This window comes from Brevibacillus reuszeri, from assembly GCF_001187725.1.
In the GTDB taxonomy this organism is placed as follows: domain Bacteria; phylum Bacillota; class Bacilli; order Brevibacillales; family Brevibacillaceae; genus Brevibacillus; species Brevibacillus reuszeri.
Map to the genome: position 1 here is coordinate 533,573 of NZ_LGIQ01000007.1, position 17,627 is coordinate 551,199.

Here is a 17,627-nt window from a genome sequence, read left to right on the forward strand (position 1 = left end):
TCTTTGTAAGACGAAGAAATAAAAGCGTTTGTTACAAGAAAGGGCTATCTTAGGTGAACTGTGATAGAATGGGGAGGAAGCATTAACCACTATCTTAGAAAGCTGGTCGAAAAAGAATGGTACAACAAACGTATCGAATTGAAAAGGATTTTCTCGGGGAAAAGGAAATTCCTGTTGATGCCTACTATGGCGTCCAAACTATGCGTGCGACGGAGAACTTTCCAATCACAGGATACCGTCTACATTCTTCACTGATCATCGCAATGGCAATGGTAAAGAAAGCAGCTGCGATTGCCAACATGGAAGTTTCGCGACTGAACCCTCGTCTGGGAAATGCAATTGTTCAAGCAGCTGAGGAAATTATCGAAGGAAAATGGCATGATCAGTTTATTGTAGACCCTATTCAAGGTGGGGCAGGCACTTCTATCAATATGAATGCCAATGAGGTCATTGCGAACCGCGGACTTGAGCTTTTGGGAGAGAAAAAAGGCGATTACTTCCATCTGAGCCCAAATACACATGTTAACATGTCTCAGTCTACCAATGACGCATTCCCAACAGCGATTCACATCTCTACGCTAGATCTGCTGGAAAAACTATTGGTAACGATGGAAGCAATGCATGATGCTTTTGGTAAAAAGGCAACAGAATTTGATGACGTGATCAAAATGGGGCGGACGCATTTGCAGGATGCTGTTCCCATTCGTTTGGGACAAGAGTTCGAGGCTTATCGCCGTGTGCTAGACCGTGATATCAAACGGATCAAGCAATCCCGTCAGCACCTCTATGAGGTAAATATGGGGGCGACTGCTGTAGGTACGGGATTAAATGCGGACCCACAATACATCACAAACGTTGTGAAGCAACTCGTGGAAATCACAGGCTTCCCACTGAGTGGAGCGGAGCATCTCGTGGATGCGACGCAAAACACAGATGCATATACAGAAGTTTCAGCTGCACTCAAGGTTTGCATGATGAACATGTCCAAAATCGCCAATGATTTGCGTCTGATGGCTTCTGGACCACGAGCTGGACTGGGAGAAATCTCGCTGCCAGCACGTCAGCCTGGATCTTCCATCATGCCAGGTAAAGTAAACCCGGTAATGGCTGAAGTCATTAACCAGGTTGCTTTCCAAGTGATCGGGAATGACCATACCATTTGCTTGGCTTCAGAAGCAGGTCAGCTGGAGCTGAACGTGATGGAGCCGGTATTGGTGTTCAACCTCTTGCAGTCCATCAGCATTATGGACAATGCATTCCGTGCGTTTACTAAGTATTGCCTGGAAGGTATCGAGGCAAACCGTGAACGCATGAGAGAATACGTAGAAAAAAGTGTCGGCGTGATCACTGCAGTCAACCCGCACCTGGGCTATGAAACAGCAGCACGTATCGCACGCGAAGCGATTTTGACTGGAAAATCTGTGCGCGAGCTTTGCCTCCAGCACAATGTTTTGACAGAAGAAGAGCTTGATTTGATTTTGGATCCATTTGAAATGACACACCCTGGAATTGCTGGTGCGTCCTTGCTCGATCGTAATTAAATGAAATGAGGCGAAAACTCCCGTACCTACCAGTCGGGAGTTTTGCTTTTTACGGCGAGACTGTAGGCGTTGGAAGCTGTTCCAGGCTTTTGAATTCGTAACCTTGTCTGCGAGCCTCGTCGATAATGGAACCGAGTGCTTCCGCATTGTCCTTGGAAACAGAATGGAGGAGAATGACTGCTCCAGGGTGAAGCTGCGACATGACGCTGTCGTACGCAAATTTAGCGCCGCGCTGGACCTTTGTATCCCAATCCCTGTAAGCGATTGACCAAAATACATTTGTGTACCCCATGTCCTTTGTCACGGAAAGCGTACGGTCGCTAAAAATACCGCGTGGGGGACGCAAATACGCCATTTCCTTTTGACCGGTGACTTGTATGACTGCTGCTTTTACCTTGTCGAGCTCTTCCTTGACTTTTTGATTGGAGATTGTCGTCATATCGGGATGACTCCAGGAGTGATTTCCGATCAAGTGACCTTCAGTCGCCATACGCTTCAAAAGCTCAGGCTGTTCTTTTACGTAATGGCCAGTTACAAAGAAGATAGCGGGAACCTTTCTGACCAGTAACGTGTCTAAAATCGAAGCAGTAAAGCCATTCTCATACCCATTATCAAAGGTGAGGTACAGCTCCTTCTTCGATGTATCCCCTAGAAAGACAGCTCCATGTCGATCTACAATCCCTTTAAATCCTTCTTCCTGGATGGATGGCAGTTGGCCGTTTTTACTTTTTTTAAAGCCAAAATGATACGGATGATCCTGGTAGGCTACAGCAGACTGGAGCGGCAACCCCAACAGGAGTAAAAGACTCAGACCGATGAGATGCCACTTGAATCGTTTGTCCATACCGAAAATACACGTCCTTTCCATACCCCAAACGAAATGTTTAGTTTCCATTGAAAGTTTGTCCAGTCCCAATCCAATTATGTAAAGCATTCCTAACCACTTGAGAAGTGTGCAGGATTGATGAAAAAATAAAGAAGAGCGGGGTCAACTGTCCAAACCACTCTGAGACATCCGTCATATAGTATCAAAGTCAACGGTGATCCGCTGACAAAACAACTGTGAAATCATCCAGTACCGGAGGTGTAGTCATGGGGCTGAATTGGTTGAAGTATTTGCAACAACATGTTGGCGATGATGACGACATTGAAGAGGTTGAAGTGAAAGTCGAATACGAGGATGGAACCAAGAAAAAATGGATCTTTACAGATAGTCAAGATCCTGTATACGAAGATGACGAAGATGAAGAAGACGAAGGAGACGACGCCGAAGGAGACGATTCTGAGGACGATTCCGACGAGGACTAATCAGAACATCGCTTTGCCTTTTTCTTTTACGGGGAAAGATGCGTCTTTGTGGCGCATCTTTTTTCGTTGCCTGGCTAGCCGCAAGTGAGCTTACCGTTCGAGCGCTTTTTTTCTCGATCTGTTATCATTTAGATATTCTGCTAGTAAAGAAAGGGTAAGTACGATGAGCTTTACACTTAGTGAGCAAGTCATCAAAACATTGTGTGGACGAATATCCTACGAAAAGGGAAAAGCCTATTACCGGACAAGAAAAGTGGCGGTGACCCATTTCGAACCACAAGGGCTTGCTGTAGAAGCAACAGTAAATGCGGGGAACAGCAAGTACGAGGTACAAATCGATATAGATGGAAGTTCGATAGAGGCTGCTTGCACCTGTCCAACACTGCGCTCTTACAATCATTATTGCCAGCACGTTGCTGCTGTGCTCTTGCAACTAAAGGAGATGCTACGTGATCAAAGTGCCAGCTACGCTATGCCTTCCAGATATGATAGGAATGGTGAAACGGCATTAGTAGGCAGCCAGTCACGAGATACAGTGCTGACAAAAGAGGTGCTGGGGCTGTTTGAAGCAAAATCACTTCGACCAAGCAGCTCGCCCTCTGTCTTGCATGATACGAGAATATGTCTGGAGGTTGAGTTCTCCTGTAAAATTTACTCCTATGGGTATCGCAAGCGCATGTTTGGTATCGAGCTGAAGGTCGGAGGCAAGCGGCTTTATATTGTGAAAAAAGTACGAGAGTTTCTGGAGCGATTATCCAAGCGAGAGATATTTGTCTTCTCCAACCATTTCACATACGATCCACAGCTTCACCGATTTCAAAAAGAAGATGATGCGGTATTGCAGCAGTTGATCCGTATTTATCAAAATGAAAATGTATATTTGGAAACGACGACACGCTTTCCAACCGGACCGAGCAGTATGAGTGGGGAGCGCATGCTGCTTGTACCACCGGCGTCTTGGGACTCGCTTCTACCTGCGCTTTTGGCTGCATCATCCGTACAGATTGAAAAAGAGGACAGCCAGTTTGTTCCGCTGGAGATGTTTGAAGGTGCGATTCCTGTCCAGTATACGTTTGACCAAGCAGAAAATGGGAGCTATCAACTGGATGTACAGGGATTGGACGCGATTACGATAATGGAGTCGTACCAAGTTCTTCTAATTGAGGGCAAGCTGTTTCGGGTTTCAGCGGAACAGTGCGAGCGTCTCGCTGGGATGAAACAACTGCTTGATCAGCATCGACGCAAGAGTATTCCGATTTCCTCAGAGCAAATGGAAACCTTCATGGTGCAGGTAGTACCAGGCTTAATGAATCTGGGTGGCGTTCAGATTGCTCGTTCTGTCTCTGATCGGATTGTCCAGACCAAACTGAAAGCAAAGCTATTTCTGGACCGGGTGAGAGATCGGCTGCTTGCCGGACTCGAATTTCAGTACGGCGACATCATTGTAAATCCATTAGAGCAGCATCAGCAGCAGCGCGGGACCGATCTCATCCTGATGAGAGATGGGGAGAAGGAAAGGAAAATCTTGGAGATCATGGAGAGGAGCGCATTTTCAAAAACAGAAGCCGGATTCTTTTTACAAGACGAAGAAGCAGAATACGACTTTCTCTATCATGTCGTTCCCGAGCTGGAAAAGCTCGTAAGCGTGTATGCAACCACTGCTGTAAAGATCAGACTGCATACAGGACAGATGGCTCCTAAAGTGATGGTGGATGTAAAAGAACGTACCAACTGGCTGGAGCTGTCATTTGAGCTGGATGGCATTCCTGAAACAGAGATTCGCCAATTGATCAAATCCTTGGAAGAAAAACGAAAATATCATAAACTGCCTAATGGGGCGCTGCTGCCCTTGGAAGCCGATGCATTTCAGGAAATGTCCGATTTCATCGACGAGATGGGTATACACAGCCGTGATTTGCAGGGAGCGCATATGCGCCTGCCTATGGTCCGAGGACTGCATATGCTGGACACACACAAGCAAGGAAAAGCAATTCAATTGGGCAAGTCCTTTCGTCAAATGCTGGATCATATGCGAAATCCGGATCATCTTGATTTTCCCGTACCCGATTCGCTGGAGCCAATTATGCGCGACTACCAAAAATTTGGTTTTCAATGGCTAAAGACATTGGCCCATTACCGCTTTGGGGGAATCCTGGCTGATGATATGGGACTCGGTAAAACATTGCAGAGCATCGCTTTTCTTGTTTCCGTACTCCCTGAAATACGAAACAAGGAGCGACCTGCGTTGGTTGTTTCCCCGGCATCACTTGTGTACAACTGGCGAAATGAATTGAAGAAGTTCGCTCCGCAGCTTCGGACAGTCATCGTTGACGGGAACAAAGCTCAGCGAAAGAAATTACTTGAAAATACGTCAGAAGCGGATGTCATTATCACTTCCTATCCATTGCTTCGTATCGACCATGAGCAATATGCGGATCAACTGTTTCATACTCTCATCCTGGACGAAGCACAAGCATTCAAGAATCACACGACGCAAACGGCACACGCCGTAAAAAGAATTCAGGCGCAGTATCGCTTTGCGCTCACAGGGACCCCTGTGGAAAACAGGCTGGAGGAGCTGTGGTCCATCTATGATGCCGTGTTTCCCGAGCTGTTTCCGAGCAGAAAAGCATTTCATGACTTGTCACGAGACGTAGTAGCAAAACGAGCGCGTCCTTTTTTGCTGCGCCGGGTAAAAAGTGATGTGCTTAAAGAGCTGCCAGAAAAAATCGAGTCGCTTCAGGCATCTGAGCTTTTGTCAGAACAAAAGAAGCTGTATGTAGCCTATTTGGCGCAATTACAGCAGGAAACATTGAAACACCTCCAGGATAACAGTTTTGATAAGAACAGGATTAAAATTCTTGCCGGTTTAACGAGACTGCGGCAAATATGCTGCCATCCGGCATTGTTTGTCGAAAACTATGAGGGTAGCTCGGCTAAATTCGAGCAGCTGCTTGAAATTATGGAGGAGTGCAGAAGCGCCAGGAAACGTGTGCTTGTATTTTCCCAGTTTACGCGAATGCTTGGCTTGATCGGGAGAGAGCTCGGTTATAGCGGAGTGCCGTTCTTCTATCTTGATGGCAGTACGCCAGCAGCAGAGCGGGTTGAGCTGTGCAATCGATTCAATAATGGAGAACGCGATCTGTTTCTGATGTCATTAAAGGCTGGCGGTACAGGGTTGAATCTGACCGGAGCGGATACCGTGATTTTATACGATCTTTGGTGGAATCCTGCTGTAGAACAGCAAGCAGCAGACCGCGCCCACCGCATCGGACAAAAGAAAGTCGTTCAAGTAATTCGTCTCGTAGCGCAGTCGACAGTCGAGGAAAAGATGTATGAGCTGCAACAGAAAAAGAAGAACCTCGTCGAGGAAGTTATTCAACCGGGACAAGAAGCGTTGTCTGCTCTAACAGAGCAGGAAATACGAGAAATGTTAATGATATAGCTTCGATGGCCTTGACCTGCTTTGTGATGCGGGTTAAGGCCTTTTAATATAGGAGGTCATAATGAATTACCAAAAAAAGGATGATGGCGGATTGGTTGCGTCAAGTGGCTGGATAGCGCAAAGCTAAATCACGTAACTTAAGGAATTTCCGGCATAGAGCCATACTTAGATATTTGTCCGTTTCGGGTTTAAAAAAGAGCGAATAGCTTATTAAGAATGAAAAGTGCTTTTTATAAAAGAATGCGGAGGGAATGGTATGGAACAGTACATGATTACGCCTTGGGCTACCAGGGATGGAACCCAAGATGGAACCCAAGCAACTCCTGTAGACTGGGATATGCAAGTGCCTCCAGAAGTGGATCAGCTAGCTGATTTAGTTAGCCAGCAATACGATATGACCGTTCATAGTCGCAAACTGATTACTTCTAAGCCGGATAAAGGCGGTGCCATTTGGCGGATCGAGACAGACAAGGGGCCCCGAAGCTTGAAAGTCTTGCATCGTACACCAGAACGGAGCTTGTACAGCGTGGGTTTACAAGACTATGTAGTAAAGCAAGGTGCTCGGGTTGCTGCGCTCATACCAGCCAAAGACGGAAAGCTGTTCGTAGAGATGGGGGGGAAGTTATGGATTGTTACGGACTGGATTCCCCTTCAACCCGCTACTAAAGTCGATTTGGTTGGTGCTCAGGAGCTCTGCTATGGACTCGGGGAGTTTCACAGTCATACCAAAGGATATCGCCCTCCGCTTGGTGCGAAAAACTCCTCTCGCCTGTATCGCTGGCCAAAATACTATGAAAAGATTACGAAGAAAATTGGTTGGATGCGTGAGATGGCGAAAGCGTATCCGGACACAGTCGCAAGCAAATCTATTTTAGCTGTGGTAGACCAATATGAAGAACAAGCAAAAACAGCATTGCAACGGCTTATTGCATCGGCTTATCCGAAAATGGTCGCGATGGGTGAGCCGCATTGGGGACTCGTGCATCAGGATTATGGCTGGTCGAACGGACAAAATGGTCCAGGTGGGCTGTGGGTGATTGACCTGGATGGCGTTTCTTATGATTTGCCTTTCCGGGATTTGCGGAAGCTGATTACCAGTACGATGGATGATATGGGGGTTTGGGATGTCGGCTGGATGAGAGGCATGATTGAAGCCTATCACAAAGCAAATCCGCTGGATAAAGAGTCGTTTGAGGTTTTGTTGATCGACATGGCTATGCCAAACGAGTTTTATAAGCATTTAAAAGAAATGTTTTTCGATCCGGTGACTTTTTTAAATACGGAGGCAGAGGGCATTTTACAACGAGTGCTCTCCACGGATCAAACGAAAAATCAGGCATTGGCAGAACTGGCAAAAGACATAGAGAAATATCCTTCGGGAAACTATGAAGAGCTGCTGGCTGCCAAAGCACCGCAGCAACTGGCATCTGACATCAAGTGGGATCAACAGAGCTGGGATCTGCAGCCACAAGACTCACCAGCAACGGAGCCCCAGCCGACGACAACCATCATAGTCAAGAAGAAAAAATCGGCAGTTAGTAAAGAAGCTTCCGATAAGAAAAAAGTTGAGCCAATCGCAGTGGTCAAGGAACAACCACAACCAGTCAAAGCTGACAAGGCAAGAGGACGATCCAGAAACAAACGGACCATTGGCATCAGACAGCAAAATCTCGCTACAGAAGGAATGCTCAAAACACAAGAGGAGTTGCCAGTAGAAGCACCACGGAAAAAAGCATCGAGTGCCTCTAACCTAATTGATCTGAACCCACACTTGGCAAGCCGTAAAGTGAAAAACGCCAAACCAAAAAAGGCTTTGGCCAAAAAACAGGATATGAGTGCTAAAAAGGCTACAAAGAAAAAAGCAATCTCAGCAAAAAATGGCATAAAATCAGCAGTCAAGCCAAAAGCCAAGGCTTCACAAGGAAAAGGTGCTTCTGAGGCACTGCGTAAGGAAAAAACAGCAAAACAAGAAGTGGCTAAGCGTAGTCAACAACGCAAGAAAGCTGCAACTCAAGCTAAGCGGGCCGTTTCTCCTGCAAAGACTCAGCGTGCACCAGTCTCTAAAGCACTGATCTACTCGAAAGTGGCTGCTCCTACACAGAAAAAGACAAACTCCCGGGCGCAAAAACTGCGAGCCCAAAAAGGCTTAAAAGTGGCGAGAGGCAGGTAAAAAGGCGCATGAGGAAAGGAGAATTTCGATGAAGGTAGCTATGATTTGCACAGAAAAGTTGCCCGTTCCCCCTGTTCGAGGGGGTGCTATTCAAACCTACATTGCAGGAATAGCCGATTTTCTTGGGCAACGCCATAATCTGACGGTACTAGGGACGACAGATCCGTCTCTGTCTCTGGATGAGAATGTTCGCAATGTTCGTTATGTACGGGTAAATGGCATGGGAGTATTTGAAACCTATGCCGAAGAAGTGATCAAGTTTTTGCAAGCGAATACGTTTGATGTGATCCATGTTTTCAATCGACCACGACTGGTACCGCTGATTCGGGAAGTGTGTCCAAACGCCCGGATTATGCTGAGCATGCACAACGATATGTTTGATCTTGCTAAGATCGATCCGGAAATTGCTAAAAAAACAATTGCCGAAACAGAAACAATTGTTACGATCAGCGATTATGTAGGACGCGTGATCAGCACACTTTATCCCGAATCAACTGGGAAACTTCGAACCATCTACTCCGGAGTAGACTTGCAGACGTTTGTTCCATGGGAGAAATCGCAGCAAGCGCGGCAAATCAGGCAAGAACTGCGAGCGACGCATAATCTCGGTAACAAACAGGTTATTTTGTTTGTAGGCAGACTTACTCCTAAAAAAGGAGCGGATATTTTAGTGAGGGCGATGAATGATTTACATCGTCAGCACCCCAATATCGCGCTGGTATTGGTCGGGGGCTCGTGGTACGGTGTCGATAAAATCAGTGACTATGTAGCCTATGTGCGTTCCTTGGCTGATCGTTCACCGATTCCTGTGATTACAACCGGATTTGTGGCAGCAGAAGATATTCATCACTGGTTTTGGGCAGGTGACATCTTTGTTTGCCCATCGCAATGGGAGGAGCCGTTGGCACGTGTTCACTATGAAGCGATGGCAGCAGGGCTTCCTTTTGTGACGACAAAGCGTGGTGGCAATGCAGAAGTAATCATAGGTGGAAATGGTTTGCTCGTGGAAGAACCAGAAAATCCACTCTCTTTCTCAACACAGCTCACTACGTTACTCGCAAGCCGAGATTTGCAACGAAGGATGGGAAGCAGCGGTAGAAGATTGGCGGAGGAGCGTTTTACGTGGGACCGTGTAGCTCGTGAGGTTCTTGATGTTTGGGAATCGAAACGGCAAAGGTAAGGAAAGTGGGAACCAAATGTCAACAACCGGCAAATAAAAATCAGGAAGGTGGGAGATGGACCCATTTTTCCTGATTTTTTACTGGGAGGAAAAGTACCCAGCTTCAGGGCTTGTCCACCATTTGTTAGAAAGGGTTGGGGGGAACACAGCAAGCATCGTCCCCCCGCCATCCTGTTGATCCGTCCCCTCGAATACCATACATGGGAGCTCTGGAAAGACTACCCTGATGCCAGATGGCGATCGATTTGTTCGCCAGTACGTTCCACGAAAGGAAATGGGACAGGCTCTGCATTTCGTGTCGCTTCAGATGCTTTGGTTGCTGCTTCCTCTGAAGGATTCTGGAGATTGGGAATGACCGCAACGATGCGATTCAGAGGGATCAGGATACTTTGACCATTACCTGGGAAAGTGGCACAGGAACGTAGCTCGATCAACCCTTCATCAACTCGCACCAAAGTACCTCTTCGATAATCGCGGCTATCTGGGCCCAAATCGCTTGTTAAAATTAATTCGATCGATTGATTTTCCTTCTTGCATTTGCGCAGTTCTCTCCGCAGAGCGTGAAAGCTTGCTTCTTCTGTGTTTTCCTCTTTTTCTACATCCACATGCACGATGGGAGGAGGAATGATGAGAGGCTTCGGTGCTTCTATTTGAACAGTTGGGATGGGAGCATGGACAGATACTTGAGGTGCTGGAGTGGTGACGTGTACATTTGGGGCACGAACGTTGACGCGAAGCATACGATCTATGCTTCTTTTTTTAGTTTTGTTCGTAGAATGGTAGTAAGAGTCCCCGGCAGAGCGGCGATGGGAACGAACTGAGTTTTTTCTTGCCTTTTTCCTCGCTGCTTTCATTGATATACACCTCCTTTTGTACATGGTTCATCATATTCAGTAAAAGAAGGGCTGATATGGACAATTACCCTGGGGTGAAAAAAAGGGCAGGAAAACTTTAGCATATTTAGAGGAAATTCTTAAAAGGGAAGGAAAATCGTGTATACTATTCAGGTAATCCCAAAAAGGATGATGGAGGTTTCGCAATGAATCAAACACCGCTTGCTCCTATGGGAGTAGGAAAGCTGCTTGATCGCAGCTTCTCTGTTTATCGGCAGCATTTTTCAGCTTTTTTCCTGATGGCATTAATTTGGTTCGGCCCTTTTTTATTACTGCAGCAATTTATGATGGTCGATATAGGTAGTATGCCGTTTCTCTTGCAAGATTCGGAGGGTTCGGATTTTTGGGAAGTACTCGGTAATCGATTTATCGGTCAAGAAGAAATGTTGACGGACAATATCGGATTACTCCTGGCCTATTTGTTTCTAGTTATTCCGTTATTGACCCTGGTTGGCTACCCGCAGCTGCTTTCTGTGGCGACTCTTTTGACACAAGCATCGATAAAAGGGGAGCCGCTTCGCCTGAAAGACGCCATGAAGCAAGCGTTGGGTCGATTCTGGCCATTGGTGGGAAGTACAGTTGTATATGGGCTGATTGCCATTGGGATCATGCTCGGCTTCTTTTTGGTATGCGTTATGCTTTTCTTCCTGCTTGCCTTTACTCTTGGCGGCTCATTTGATGCGTTTAAGGGAATTGGCAATGAGGCGAACCCGATCTTTATGGTCTTGATGTTCATCTTTAGCTATTTTGTTTTCATCATTGGGTCGATTCTCGTACCAGGATATTTCTTGCTGCGCTGGGGCTTCTACATGCCGGTCGTCCTCTTCGAAGGCGACGGTATCGGTATTGCGAAAAGCTGGAGCCTGACAAAAGGGAACTTCTGGCGATTGATTGGACTTTTCCTGGTAGTAAGCTTGCTCTACTCCATTTTCTCTGGTGGCGTGCAGGCTTTGGTAACAGGAACGATGGGAATGTCCATGGTTGCACAGCTCCTCCTCATTCTGCTTGGGTGTCTGCTAGTACCGTGGATGTCGATTGTTTATGCGCTCGCCTACTTTGATTTGGTTGTTCGCAAAGAAGGAACCGATTTGCAATTTATGCTCAGCAAGCAAGCGACCGAGGAGAGCGTGACATCGAATGAACTGGGAACTCCTCATGAATAGGCATATGTCGCTTCTGCAAGACAAGCAGCGATTACAGGAGATCTTGTCCCAGGATGAATTCGTGAGTCATCAGGCGGATGGGGAAAACCTGCTGCAAAAAGGGATCAGATACTTGATTGAGTGGCTGGCTAAGCTGTTCAAATGGACGGAAGTCCCTGCGGGCGCATCCAATGCGATATCGACAGGGATTCTGATCCTGGCAGGTCTGGGGCTCATATTCGTGATTTACTGGATGACTAAGCGGATTGTGTGGGAGCAGAAGCGCAAACGCTCGCTATTTGTACATGGTGAAAAAATTCGTGCGTACACGGATTATTTACGCGATGCAAAAGAACAAGGACAGGCAGGAAACTGGCGAGAAGGAGAACGTTCGCTATTTTTGGCCTTGCTTGTTTATTTGCAGACAAGAGAATGGATTCGAATCGAAAAGTGGAAAACAAACTGGGAATACGCTGACGAGCTTCAAATGAATCAGCCGCTTGCAGAGGAGCTATTCAGACGTCATGCCCGGACTTTTGATCAGGTATGGTACGGCCAAACCGTGATCGATGAAGAACTATTTTGGGAACGCCTAAAAGAGCTTGAGGTATTTTGCCGCGAGGAGGGACAGCATGGATAACTTGCGAACCTATCGCGTGGGAATTGGGATAGCGGTTGTGTTTCTACTCATCGTGGGCTGGTTTGCTGTCAAGCCCGCAGCTACGAATTATCCACCGTATTTCGCTGCTTCCGCTCAGCCAGATGGGATCAAGGCAATCCTGATGCTGCTTGAGGAGAAAGGGGGCAGCGTCAGAGAATGGCGCCAGCCTATGCGCTTTTTGCCAAACAGGGAAGCACAGCTATTGCTATCTGTGGAGCCAAGAGGCATGCTGCCAAGCGAAGTCGAGGATATCATAAGCTGGATTGAGCAGGGAAATCATCTCATTCTGTTTGAGAAAAGCCCGCAGGAATGGGAAGACATACCCTTTTTTACCAAGGAAATAGAAGATACGAACAGCAAGGAACGCAACATCAGGGGAGCGCTGCTTGGGGAGGGTTCCTCGGGTCTGGCGCAAGCCGGGGTCAGATTAATCGAAGACGAATCCATGGAGACACTGCTATACGATGATCAAGGAATTTTAGCAGGTCGAATCCAAATGGGCAAAGGGAGCATGACGCTTTTTCTGGTGCCAGACTGGATGACGAATGCGCAGATACAAAAGTGGTCGCACTTTGAAGCCATATGGCCCTATATCCAAGGGGATTGGTCGGTGGTGTGGGTAGACGAATACCACCACGGCTTGCAGGAGAAGCCAGGACTTTTGGCGATCTATCCTGGCTGGCTTGTTGCTAGTTGCATACAGCTCGCCGCTGCTCTTTTGCTTTTGGTATGGTGGCAGGGAAAACGCTTCGGTCCTGTTTATACGCTCCGCGAGTGGACAGTTCGTCGCGGAGATGAAACGCTGCTTGCAATAGCGAGATGGTATGAACAACGAGGTCTCGCACGGGATGCTTTGCTACATAGAGAGGCGTATTTGCGACAGCTCATCCATGATCGCTGGGGTGTGCATCAGCGGGCAGACCGGGCCGAAATTGTCCGGGTAGCGAAAAACAGATGGAATGAGTCAGAGGTAAACAAATTGGATCATTCTCTTCAGCAGCTGGAGCAAACGAGGGCTGGGGAGAGATATACGACGAAAAAGCTGCTTGCGGACAGTCAATTGCTGGACGAATTATGCAAGCGCCTGGAGAAGGAGTGACCAAAAAGGTGGAGCAATTATTGCTGCAAATGGAAAAAGAACTGGTAGGACAAAAACAAAACATTCGCTTGCTGATCACCGCCCTGTTGGCAGGTGGGCATGTCTTGCTTGAAGGCGTGCCTGGAATCGGAAAAACAAAAATGGTGCGTACACTCTCCCAACTGATCGGGGGAGAGAGTAAGCGGGTTCAATTCACTCCTGACATGATGCCCTCTGACATCATTGGCCATGTTGTCTACAACATGCAGACGAACCAATTTGAAACAATCAAAGGACCTGTTTTTGCCAATTTGCTGCTCGCAGATGAGATTAACCGTACCCCTCCCAAGACGCAGGCAGCCCTGCTGGAAGCAATGGAGGAAGGTCAAGTGACGATACACGGAGTTACCTATCCGTTGCCCGATCCGTTTTTTGTGGTAGCGACCCAAAACCCTGTAGAATATGAGGGCACCTATGTCCTGCCGGAAGCACAGCTGGACCGCTTTCTGTTCAAGCTGACGATGCAATATCCGAGCCATGAGCATGAGAAGCAAATCTTGAAGCAGCACATCCCGTGGCAAAAGCAGCAAGCGAGTGTGGCTACGCCGATATGCACGCTGGATGAAATCTTGGCCCAACGTAAAAAGCTGGAGGAGGTTGTCGTGGATGACTCTCTTCTGGAATACATTACGACACTCATCCGCAAAACACGAGAGACAAAGAGGTTGCAGCTCGGGGCGAGCTCTCGGGCAGGAATCGCGGTTTTGATGGCGAGCAAAGCATGGGCATTGCTCGACAATCGTCTCTATGTGACACCTGATGATGTCAAAATGGTGGCACGTCCTGCACTGCGTCACCGTCTTATTCTTTCACCGCAGGTAGAATTGGAGGGGGGCACTAGTGACCACATCATCGACGAGACGTTGGCGGCTATTCCAGTACCTCGCTGATGTTCTGGCAGACCGTTTCATTTTGCCGACAAAACGACTCGTTCTGTTGGTCTTGCTCGGAACGCCGATTGCGGTAACCGGTTTTTGGCTTGACTTGGGCTACACGATGTTCTGGTTGTACAATGGCTTGATACTACTTGCCAGCGTGATTGACTGTGTAACGTTGACCAAGCGTGGTGATTTGACCTTGAAGCGGATATTGCCCGAGCAGACCGATCTGGGCCAACCGTTTTCTGTACAAATCGAGCTCGAAAACCGAGGTGGGCAATCAATCGTTTATTCGCTGCGAGATGATTTGCCACTGAGTTTTGATGAACCAGAACCAATCGCAGGCCGATTGGATGCTGGGCAGACGAGGTTCTCCTACCGTACGCGTGCAAAGGAGAGGGGCGAGTATGCGTTTCGCTGGCTCTACTTGCGCTGGCATGGAAAGATTGGACTGTGGTCCCGCCAAAGTCGTTTTTCGTGTAAACAATCGATCAAGGTGTTCCCTGATTTGTCGGCAGTTCGTGGATACTTGGCCTCGATGCAGGAAAGCCTGATTGTCGATGGCAAAAAGATCATGCGCAGGGGAAAATCAGGGTCGGAATTTCATGCGATCCGCGAGTATGTTCCAGATGATGATCCTCGCTTCATCAACTGGTCTGCCTCCGCACGCTCCCGAAAGCTGATGACCAATCAGTATCGTCCAGAGCATGGAAAAGTGATCATGATCGTCATCGATTGTGGCCGATTGATGGGAGTCGAGCTGGATAACAAGACGAGACTGGACATCTCGATTGAAGCCGCTCTAACGCTAGCGGCAGTTGCCCTTCGCCAGGGAGATCAGGTTGGACTATTGGCTTATTCTCATGAAATCAAGACGTACATACCGCCGGGGAAAGGGCTTGGACATTTACACACCCTACTCTCAGCGACGTATGATCTGAAAAGCGACTTCGTTGAAGCAGATCCCGCCAAAGCCTTAGAATTTTTGCATCGCCAGCAGAAAAGAAGGAGCCTGATTGTGCTCTTTTCCGATATGGAAAATTACCTGGTAGAAGATCAGCTGGGAAGCTATTTATGGAGGATGCGACGTACCCATCTGCTTTTGCTGTTGTCACTGGCTGATCCGCTATTGCATGGGTGGAGCCACATTGAATCAGCAAACAGTCGTCTGGCATTTGTGAAGTCAGTAGCTCAGCGCTTCCAGCTCGATCGCAGAGCCTTTCAACAAAAAATGACCGGCGCGGGAATCCAGGTTCTGGACGTTCCGGCCGATCAGATGACGTTGACAGTCGTCAATACTTATTTGGAAATCAAGTCGAGAGAAGCGTTGTAAAATCGGCGCCTACGTGCGATTAAATACCAGCCAATCAGAATCAGCAAGGTTACGAAGGCCACTACGTATTTCACTTCAAGGGAGAGGGCGGACGGTGTAATATAGCCTTCGATAATGCCCGCGATCACCAATAAGGGGAGAGTGGCAAGTAGTAGCTGCGCTGATTCTTTGGCAGCCTCCAGAAATTGATACTTACGGGCAAAGCGGCCTGGAACAAGCATACGGTAGCCCATGTGCAAGCCTGCGCCGCCCGCAATGAAAATAGCGGTTAACTCAATCACGCCATGAGGCAGGATGTAAGCCCAGAAAGCGTAGCTGCTGCCTGATTGAAAGTACACGGCCGCAAGCGCACCGACTAATAGTCCATTGAATAAGAGCAGGTAAATCGGGAAGATTCCGAATGTGATTCCACTGACAAAAGCCAGCATCGCAACCTTCATATTATTCGTCATGATCATGGTAGAGACGACCGGACTATTGATGGAGGCGTGTCCTTCCCCTAAACGGGAGGGATCGATTTGTTCTGCCATGCCTTGAGGCAGAACGTAGTACAAATTCAATGGATCCACCATGACTGCGGCAAAGCCGGATACACCGCCAATGATAAACAAGAGGGCTGCGACGGCAATAAAGCCTGCACGTTTTTCGATCAACTGCATCAAGTGGCTTCCAAAGAAATGGGTCAACTGCTGCCAACTGCTCGAATGCTGCTTATAGGCCAAATTATGCGCCCGTGAAACAAGCTGGTTCAGGTAAAGCGTCATTTCGTTAGACGGATCATAGGTACGAATATAAGCGAGATGGGCAGAGGCTTTTTTGTACAAATGAGTGAGCTGATCAATGTCGTTTGCCTCGATTTCTCGAGGATGGCGGTCAAATCGCTCGACGAGCTGCTCCAATTGCGCCCAAGAGGCTTTATGCTTATGCCAGAAAGACGTTATATCCAAGAAAATTCCTCCTTTATAGACAGGGAACGAGAGGGTGACGAAAAAGGGATGAATGATTGGACACAGATGAATCAAGCAACGAGAGAAGCTTCTGTCGTTACTCCTGAGCATGTTATGCTGCGATTTCAGACAGCTGGTGTAGGGAGTCGCGCGACAGCACAGCTCATCGATATGGTACTTCTGTTCTTGGTTAATATTACTGTATTTATTTTGTTCAGTATAGCTTTCTTTGGGAATAATGATCTTTTTTTCCTTGAAACGGAAAACTATGCGCTCGCAATCGCTCTCCTGTTTATTTTCGTGCTCAACTTTGGCTACTATTTGTTTTTAGAAGCTTTTTGGGGCGGACAGACAGTGGGGAAAAGACTTCTGGGGATTCGAGTGATTCGTGATAACGGTCAGCCTATTACGTTTTTGTCCTCAACAATTCGCAATCTGTTTCGTATGATCGACATGCTGCCCACTGGGTATTTTTTAGGGGCAATGGTTTCTCTGTTTCATCCACGTGACAAGCGCATCGGGGATCTGGTAGCAGGAACGATCGTCGTGATGGAAAGTGGACAAACGCCGTCGTTCTTTCAGAAAAAAAGAATGAAGAAGCTGCAGGAACAAGCGGGTTTGGAGTCGTTTTCCTTGAGTGAGGCTCAGAAGCAAGCCATTACGCGTGAGGACTGGCAACTGCTCTCTACGTTCATTTCCAGGCTCTCCTCGCTCACAAAAGAGAAAAAGCAAGAGCTAGGACAACAAATCGCTGCCACGCTATCCAAAAAGCTGGACATGGAAGATGTGCCTATGGTCAAAGAGAATCCGCTCTTATTTTTACAGGGACTTTATAACCAATTGCAAAATGAGTGGAAATTAGGGAAATAAACTGGGTCAAGAAAAGCCGCCGTTTCAGGCGGTTTTTACATGTTTCGCATCATTTTTCCAATATTCCGCAAAAAGCTTGGCGAAATATGATGTATGTTATAATAAAACCTCACTCTATGTC

Annotated in this window: 14 protein-coding genes; 11 read left to right on the forward strand and 3 right to left on the reverse strand. The window is 47.5% G+C overall.

Translation table 11 applies throughout. The annotated features are described in order from the left end of the window. Positions 1–116: 116 nt before the first annotated feature. Positions 117–1,541 carry an aspartate ammonia-lyase gene (gene aspA, locus ADS79_RS12265; protein ID WP_049738680.1) on the forward strand — a complete coding sequence of 475 codons (1,425 nt, stop codon included), beginning with the start codon at positions 117–119 and terminating at the stop codon, positions 1,539–1,541. 49 nt (positions 1,542–1,590) lie between these two features. Here aspA and pdaA read toward each other — a convergent pair whose 3' ends face one another. Continuing rightward, on the reverse strand, positions 1,591–2,385 hold the full coding sequence (gene pdaA / locus ADS79_RS12270) for a delta-lactam-biosynthetic de-N-acetylase (RefSeq protein ID WP_049739074.1): 795 nt from the start codon (positions 2,383–2,385) through the stop codon (positions 1,591–1,593). Positions 2,386–2,633: 248 nt separating this feature from the next. On the opposite strand from pdaA, the gene ADS79_RS12275 reads away from it, so the two are divergent. From ADS79_RS12275 to ADS79_RS12290, 4 genes are all read left to right on the forward strand, one after another. Continuing rightward, positions 2,634–2,849, forward strand: a complete 216-nt coding sequence (locus tag ADS79_RS12275; protein WP_049738681.1) for a hypothetical protein — start codon at positions 2,634–2,636, stop codon at positions 2,847–2,849. 163 nt (positions 2,850–3,012) lie between these two features. Continuing rightward, complete coding sequence (locus ADS79_RS12280; protein ID WP_049738682.1) at positions 3,013–6,294, forward strand: DEAD/DEAH box helicase; 3,282 nt, start codon at positions 3,013–3,015, stop codon at positions 6,292–6,294. Between the two features lie 256 nt (positions 6,295–6,550). After that, positions 6,551–8,464 (forward strand): CotS family spore coat protein, encoded by a 1,914-nt coding sequence (locus ADS79_RS12285; protein ID WP_049738683.1) that lies wholly within the window; start codon positions 6,551–6,553, stop codon positions 8,462–8,464. Between the two features lie 28 nt (positions 8,465–8,492). After that, a complete protein-coding gene (locus ADS79_RS12290) occupies positions 8,493–9,644 on the forward strand; it encodes a glycosyltransferase family 4 protein (protein ID WP_049738684.1) in 1,152 nt (383 codons plus the stop codon). 218 nt (positions 9,645–9,862) lie between these two features. Here the strand turns inward: ADS79_RS12290 and ADS79_RS12295 are convergent, their stop codons facing one another. Continuing rightward, complete coding sequence (locus tag ADS79_RS12295) at positions 9,863–10,498, reverse strand: hypothetical protein (protein ID WP_174769622.1); 636 nt, start codon at positions 10,496–10,498, stop codon at positions 9,863–9,865. Between the two features lie 185 nt (positions 10,499–10,683). Between ADS79_RS12295 and ADS79_RS12300 the strand changes: the two genes are divergently transcribed. From ADS79_RS12300 to ADS79_RS12320, 5 genes are read left to right on the forward strand one after another with little or no spacing between them, the layout of a single operon-like run. Then, entirely contained in the window at positions 10,684–11,700 is a 1,017-nt protein-coding gene (locus ADS79_RS12300) for a hypothetical protein (protein WP_049738685.1), read from the forward strand. Next, on the forward strand, positions 11,675–12,319 hold the full coding sequence (locus ADS79_RS12305; RefSeq protein ID WP_236699960.1) for a DUF4129 domain-containing protein: 645 nt from the start codon (positions 11,675–11,677) through the stop codon (positions 12,317–12,319). Before ADS79_RS12300 ends, ADS79_RS12305 begins: the two co-directional genes overlap by 26 nt. After that, on the forward strand, positions 12,312–13,439 hold the full coding sequence (locus ADS79_RS12310) for a DUF4350 domain-containing protein (RefSeq protein ID WP_049738686.1): 1,128 nt from the start codon (positions 12,312–12,314) through the stop codon (positions 13,437–13,439). Before ADS79_RS12305 ends, ADS79_RS12310 begins: the two co-directional genes overlap by 8 nt. Before the next feature lie 8 nt (positions 13,440–13,447). Next, positions 13,448–14,368: an AAA family ATPase gene (locus ADS79_RS12315; RefSeq protein WP_049739076.1), complete on the forward strand. Its 921-nt coding sequence runs from the start codon at positions 13,448–13,450 to the stop codon at positions 14,366–14,368. Beyond that, positions 14,319–15,689, forward strand: a complete 1,371-nt coding sequence (locus ADS79_RS12320; protein WP_049738687.1) for a DUF58 domain-containing protein — start codon at positions 14,319–14,321, stop codon at positions 15,687–15,689. Before ADS79_RS12315 ends, ADS79_RS12320 begins: the two co-directional genes overlap by 50 nt. Here the strand turns inward: ADS79_RS12320 and ADS79_RS12325 are convergent. After that, complete coding sequence (locus ADS79_RS12325) at positions 15,656–16,636, reverse strand: stage II sporulation protein M (protein ID WP_049738688.1); 981 nt, start codon at positions 16,634–16,636, stop codon at positions 15,656–15,658. The genes ADS79_RS12320 and ADS79_RS12325 overlap by 34 nt on opposite strands. On the opposite strand from ADS79_RS12325, the gene ADS79_RS12330 reads away from it, so the two are divergent. Beyond that, positions 16,613–17,506 carry an RDD family protein gene (locus ADS79_RS12330; protein ID WP_236699961.1) on the forward strand — a complete coding sequence of 298 codons (894 nt, stop codon included), beginning with the start codon at positions 16,613–16,615 and terminating at the stop codon, positions 17,504–17,506. The genes ADS79_RS12325 and ADS79_RS12330 overlap by 24 nt on opposite strands. Positions 17,507–17,627: the final 121 nt, after the last annotated feature.

Bases quoted from the DNA above. Each gene is read 5' to 3' on its own strand.
- ADS79_RS12275 (WP_049738681.1), top strand. From the start codon at position 2,634: ATGGGGCTGAATTGGTTGAAGTATTTGCAACAACATGTTGGCGATGAT.
- ADS79_RS12300 (WP_049738685.1), top strand. From the start codon at position 10,684: ATGAATCAAACACCGCTTGCTCCTATGGGAGTAGGAAAGCTGCTTGAT.
- pdaA (WP_049739074.1), bottom strand. From the start codon at position 2,385: ATGGACAAACGATTCAAGTGGCATCTCATCGGTCTGAGTCTTTTACTC.
- ADS79_RS12310 (WP_049738686.1), top strand. From the start codon at position 12,312: ATGGATAACTTGCGAACCTATCGCGTGGGAATTGGGATAGCGGTTGTG.
- ADS79_RS12330 (WP_236699961.1), top strand. From the start codon at position 16,613: ATGCCAGAAAGACGTTATATCCAAGAAAATTCCTCCTTTATAGACAGG.
- ADS79_RS12305 (WP_236699960.1), top strand. From the start codon at position 11,675: ATGAACTGGGAACTCCTCATGAATAGGCATATGTCGCTTCTGCAAGAC.
- aspA (WP_049738680.1), top strand. From the start codon at position 117: ATGGTACAACAAACGTATCGAATTGAAAAGGATTTTCTCGGGGAAAAG.
- ADS79_RS12280 (WP_049738682.1), top strand. From the start codon at position 3,013: ATGAGCTTTACACTTAGTGAGCAAGTCATCAAAACATTGTGTGGACGA.
- ADS79_RS12285 (WP_049738683.1), top strand. From the start codon at position 6,551: ATGGAACAGTACATGATTACGCCTTGGGCTACCAGGGATGGAACCCAA.
- ADS79_RS12290 (WP_049738684.1), top strand. From the start codon at position 8,493: ATGAAGGTAGCTATGATTTGCACAGAAAAGTTGCCCGTTCCCCCTGTT.
- ADS79_RS12295 (WP_174769622.1), bottom strand. From the start codon at position 10,498: ATGAAAGCAGCGAGGAAAAAGGCAAGAAAAAACTCAGTTCGTTCCCAT.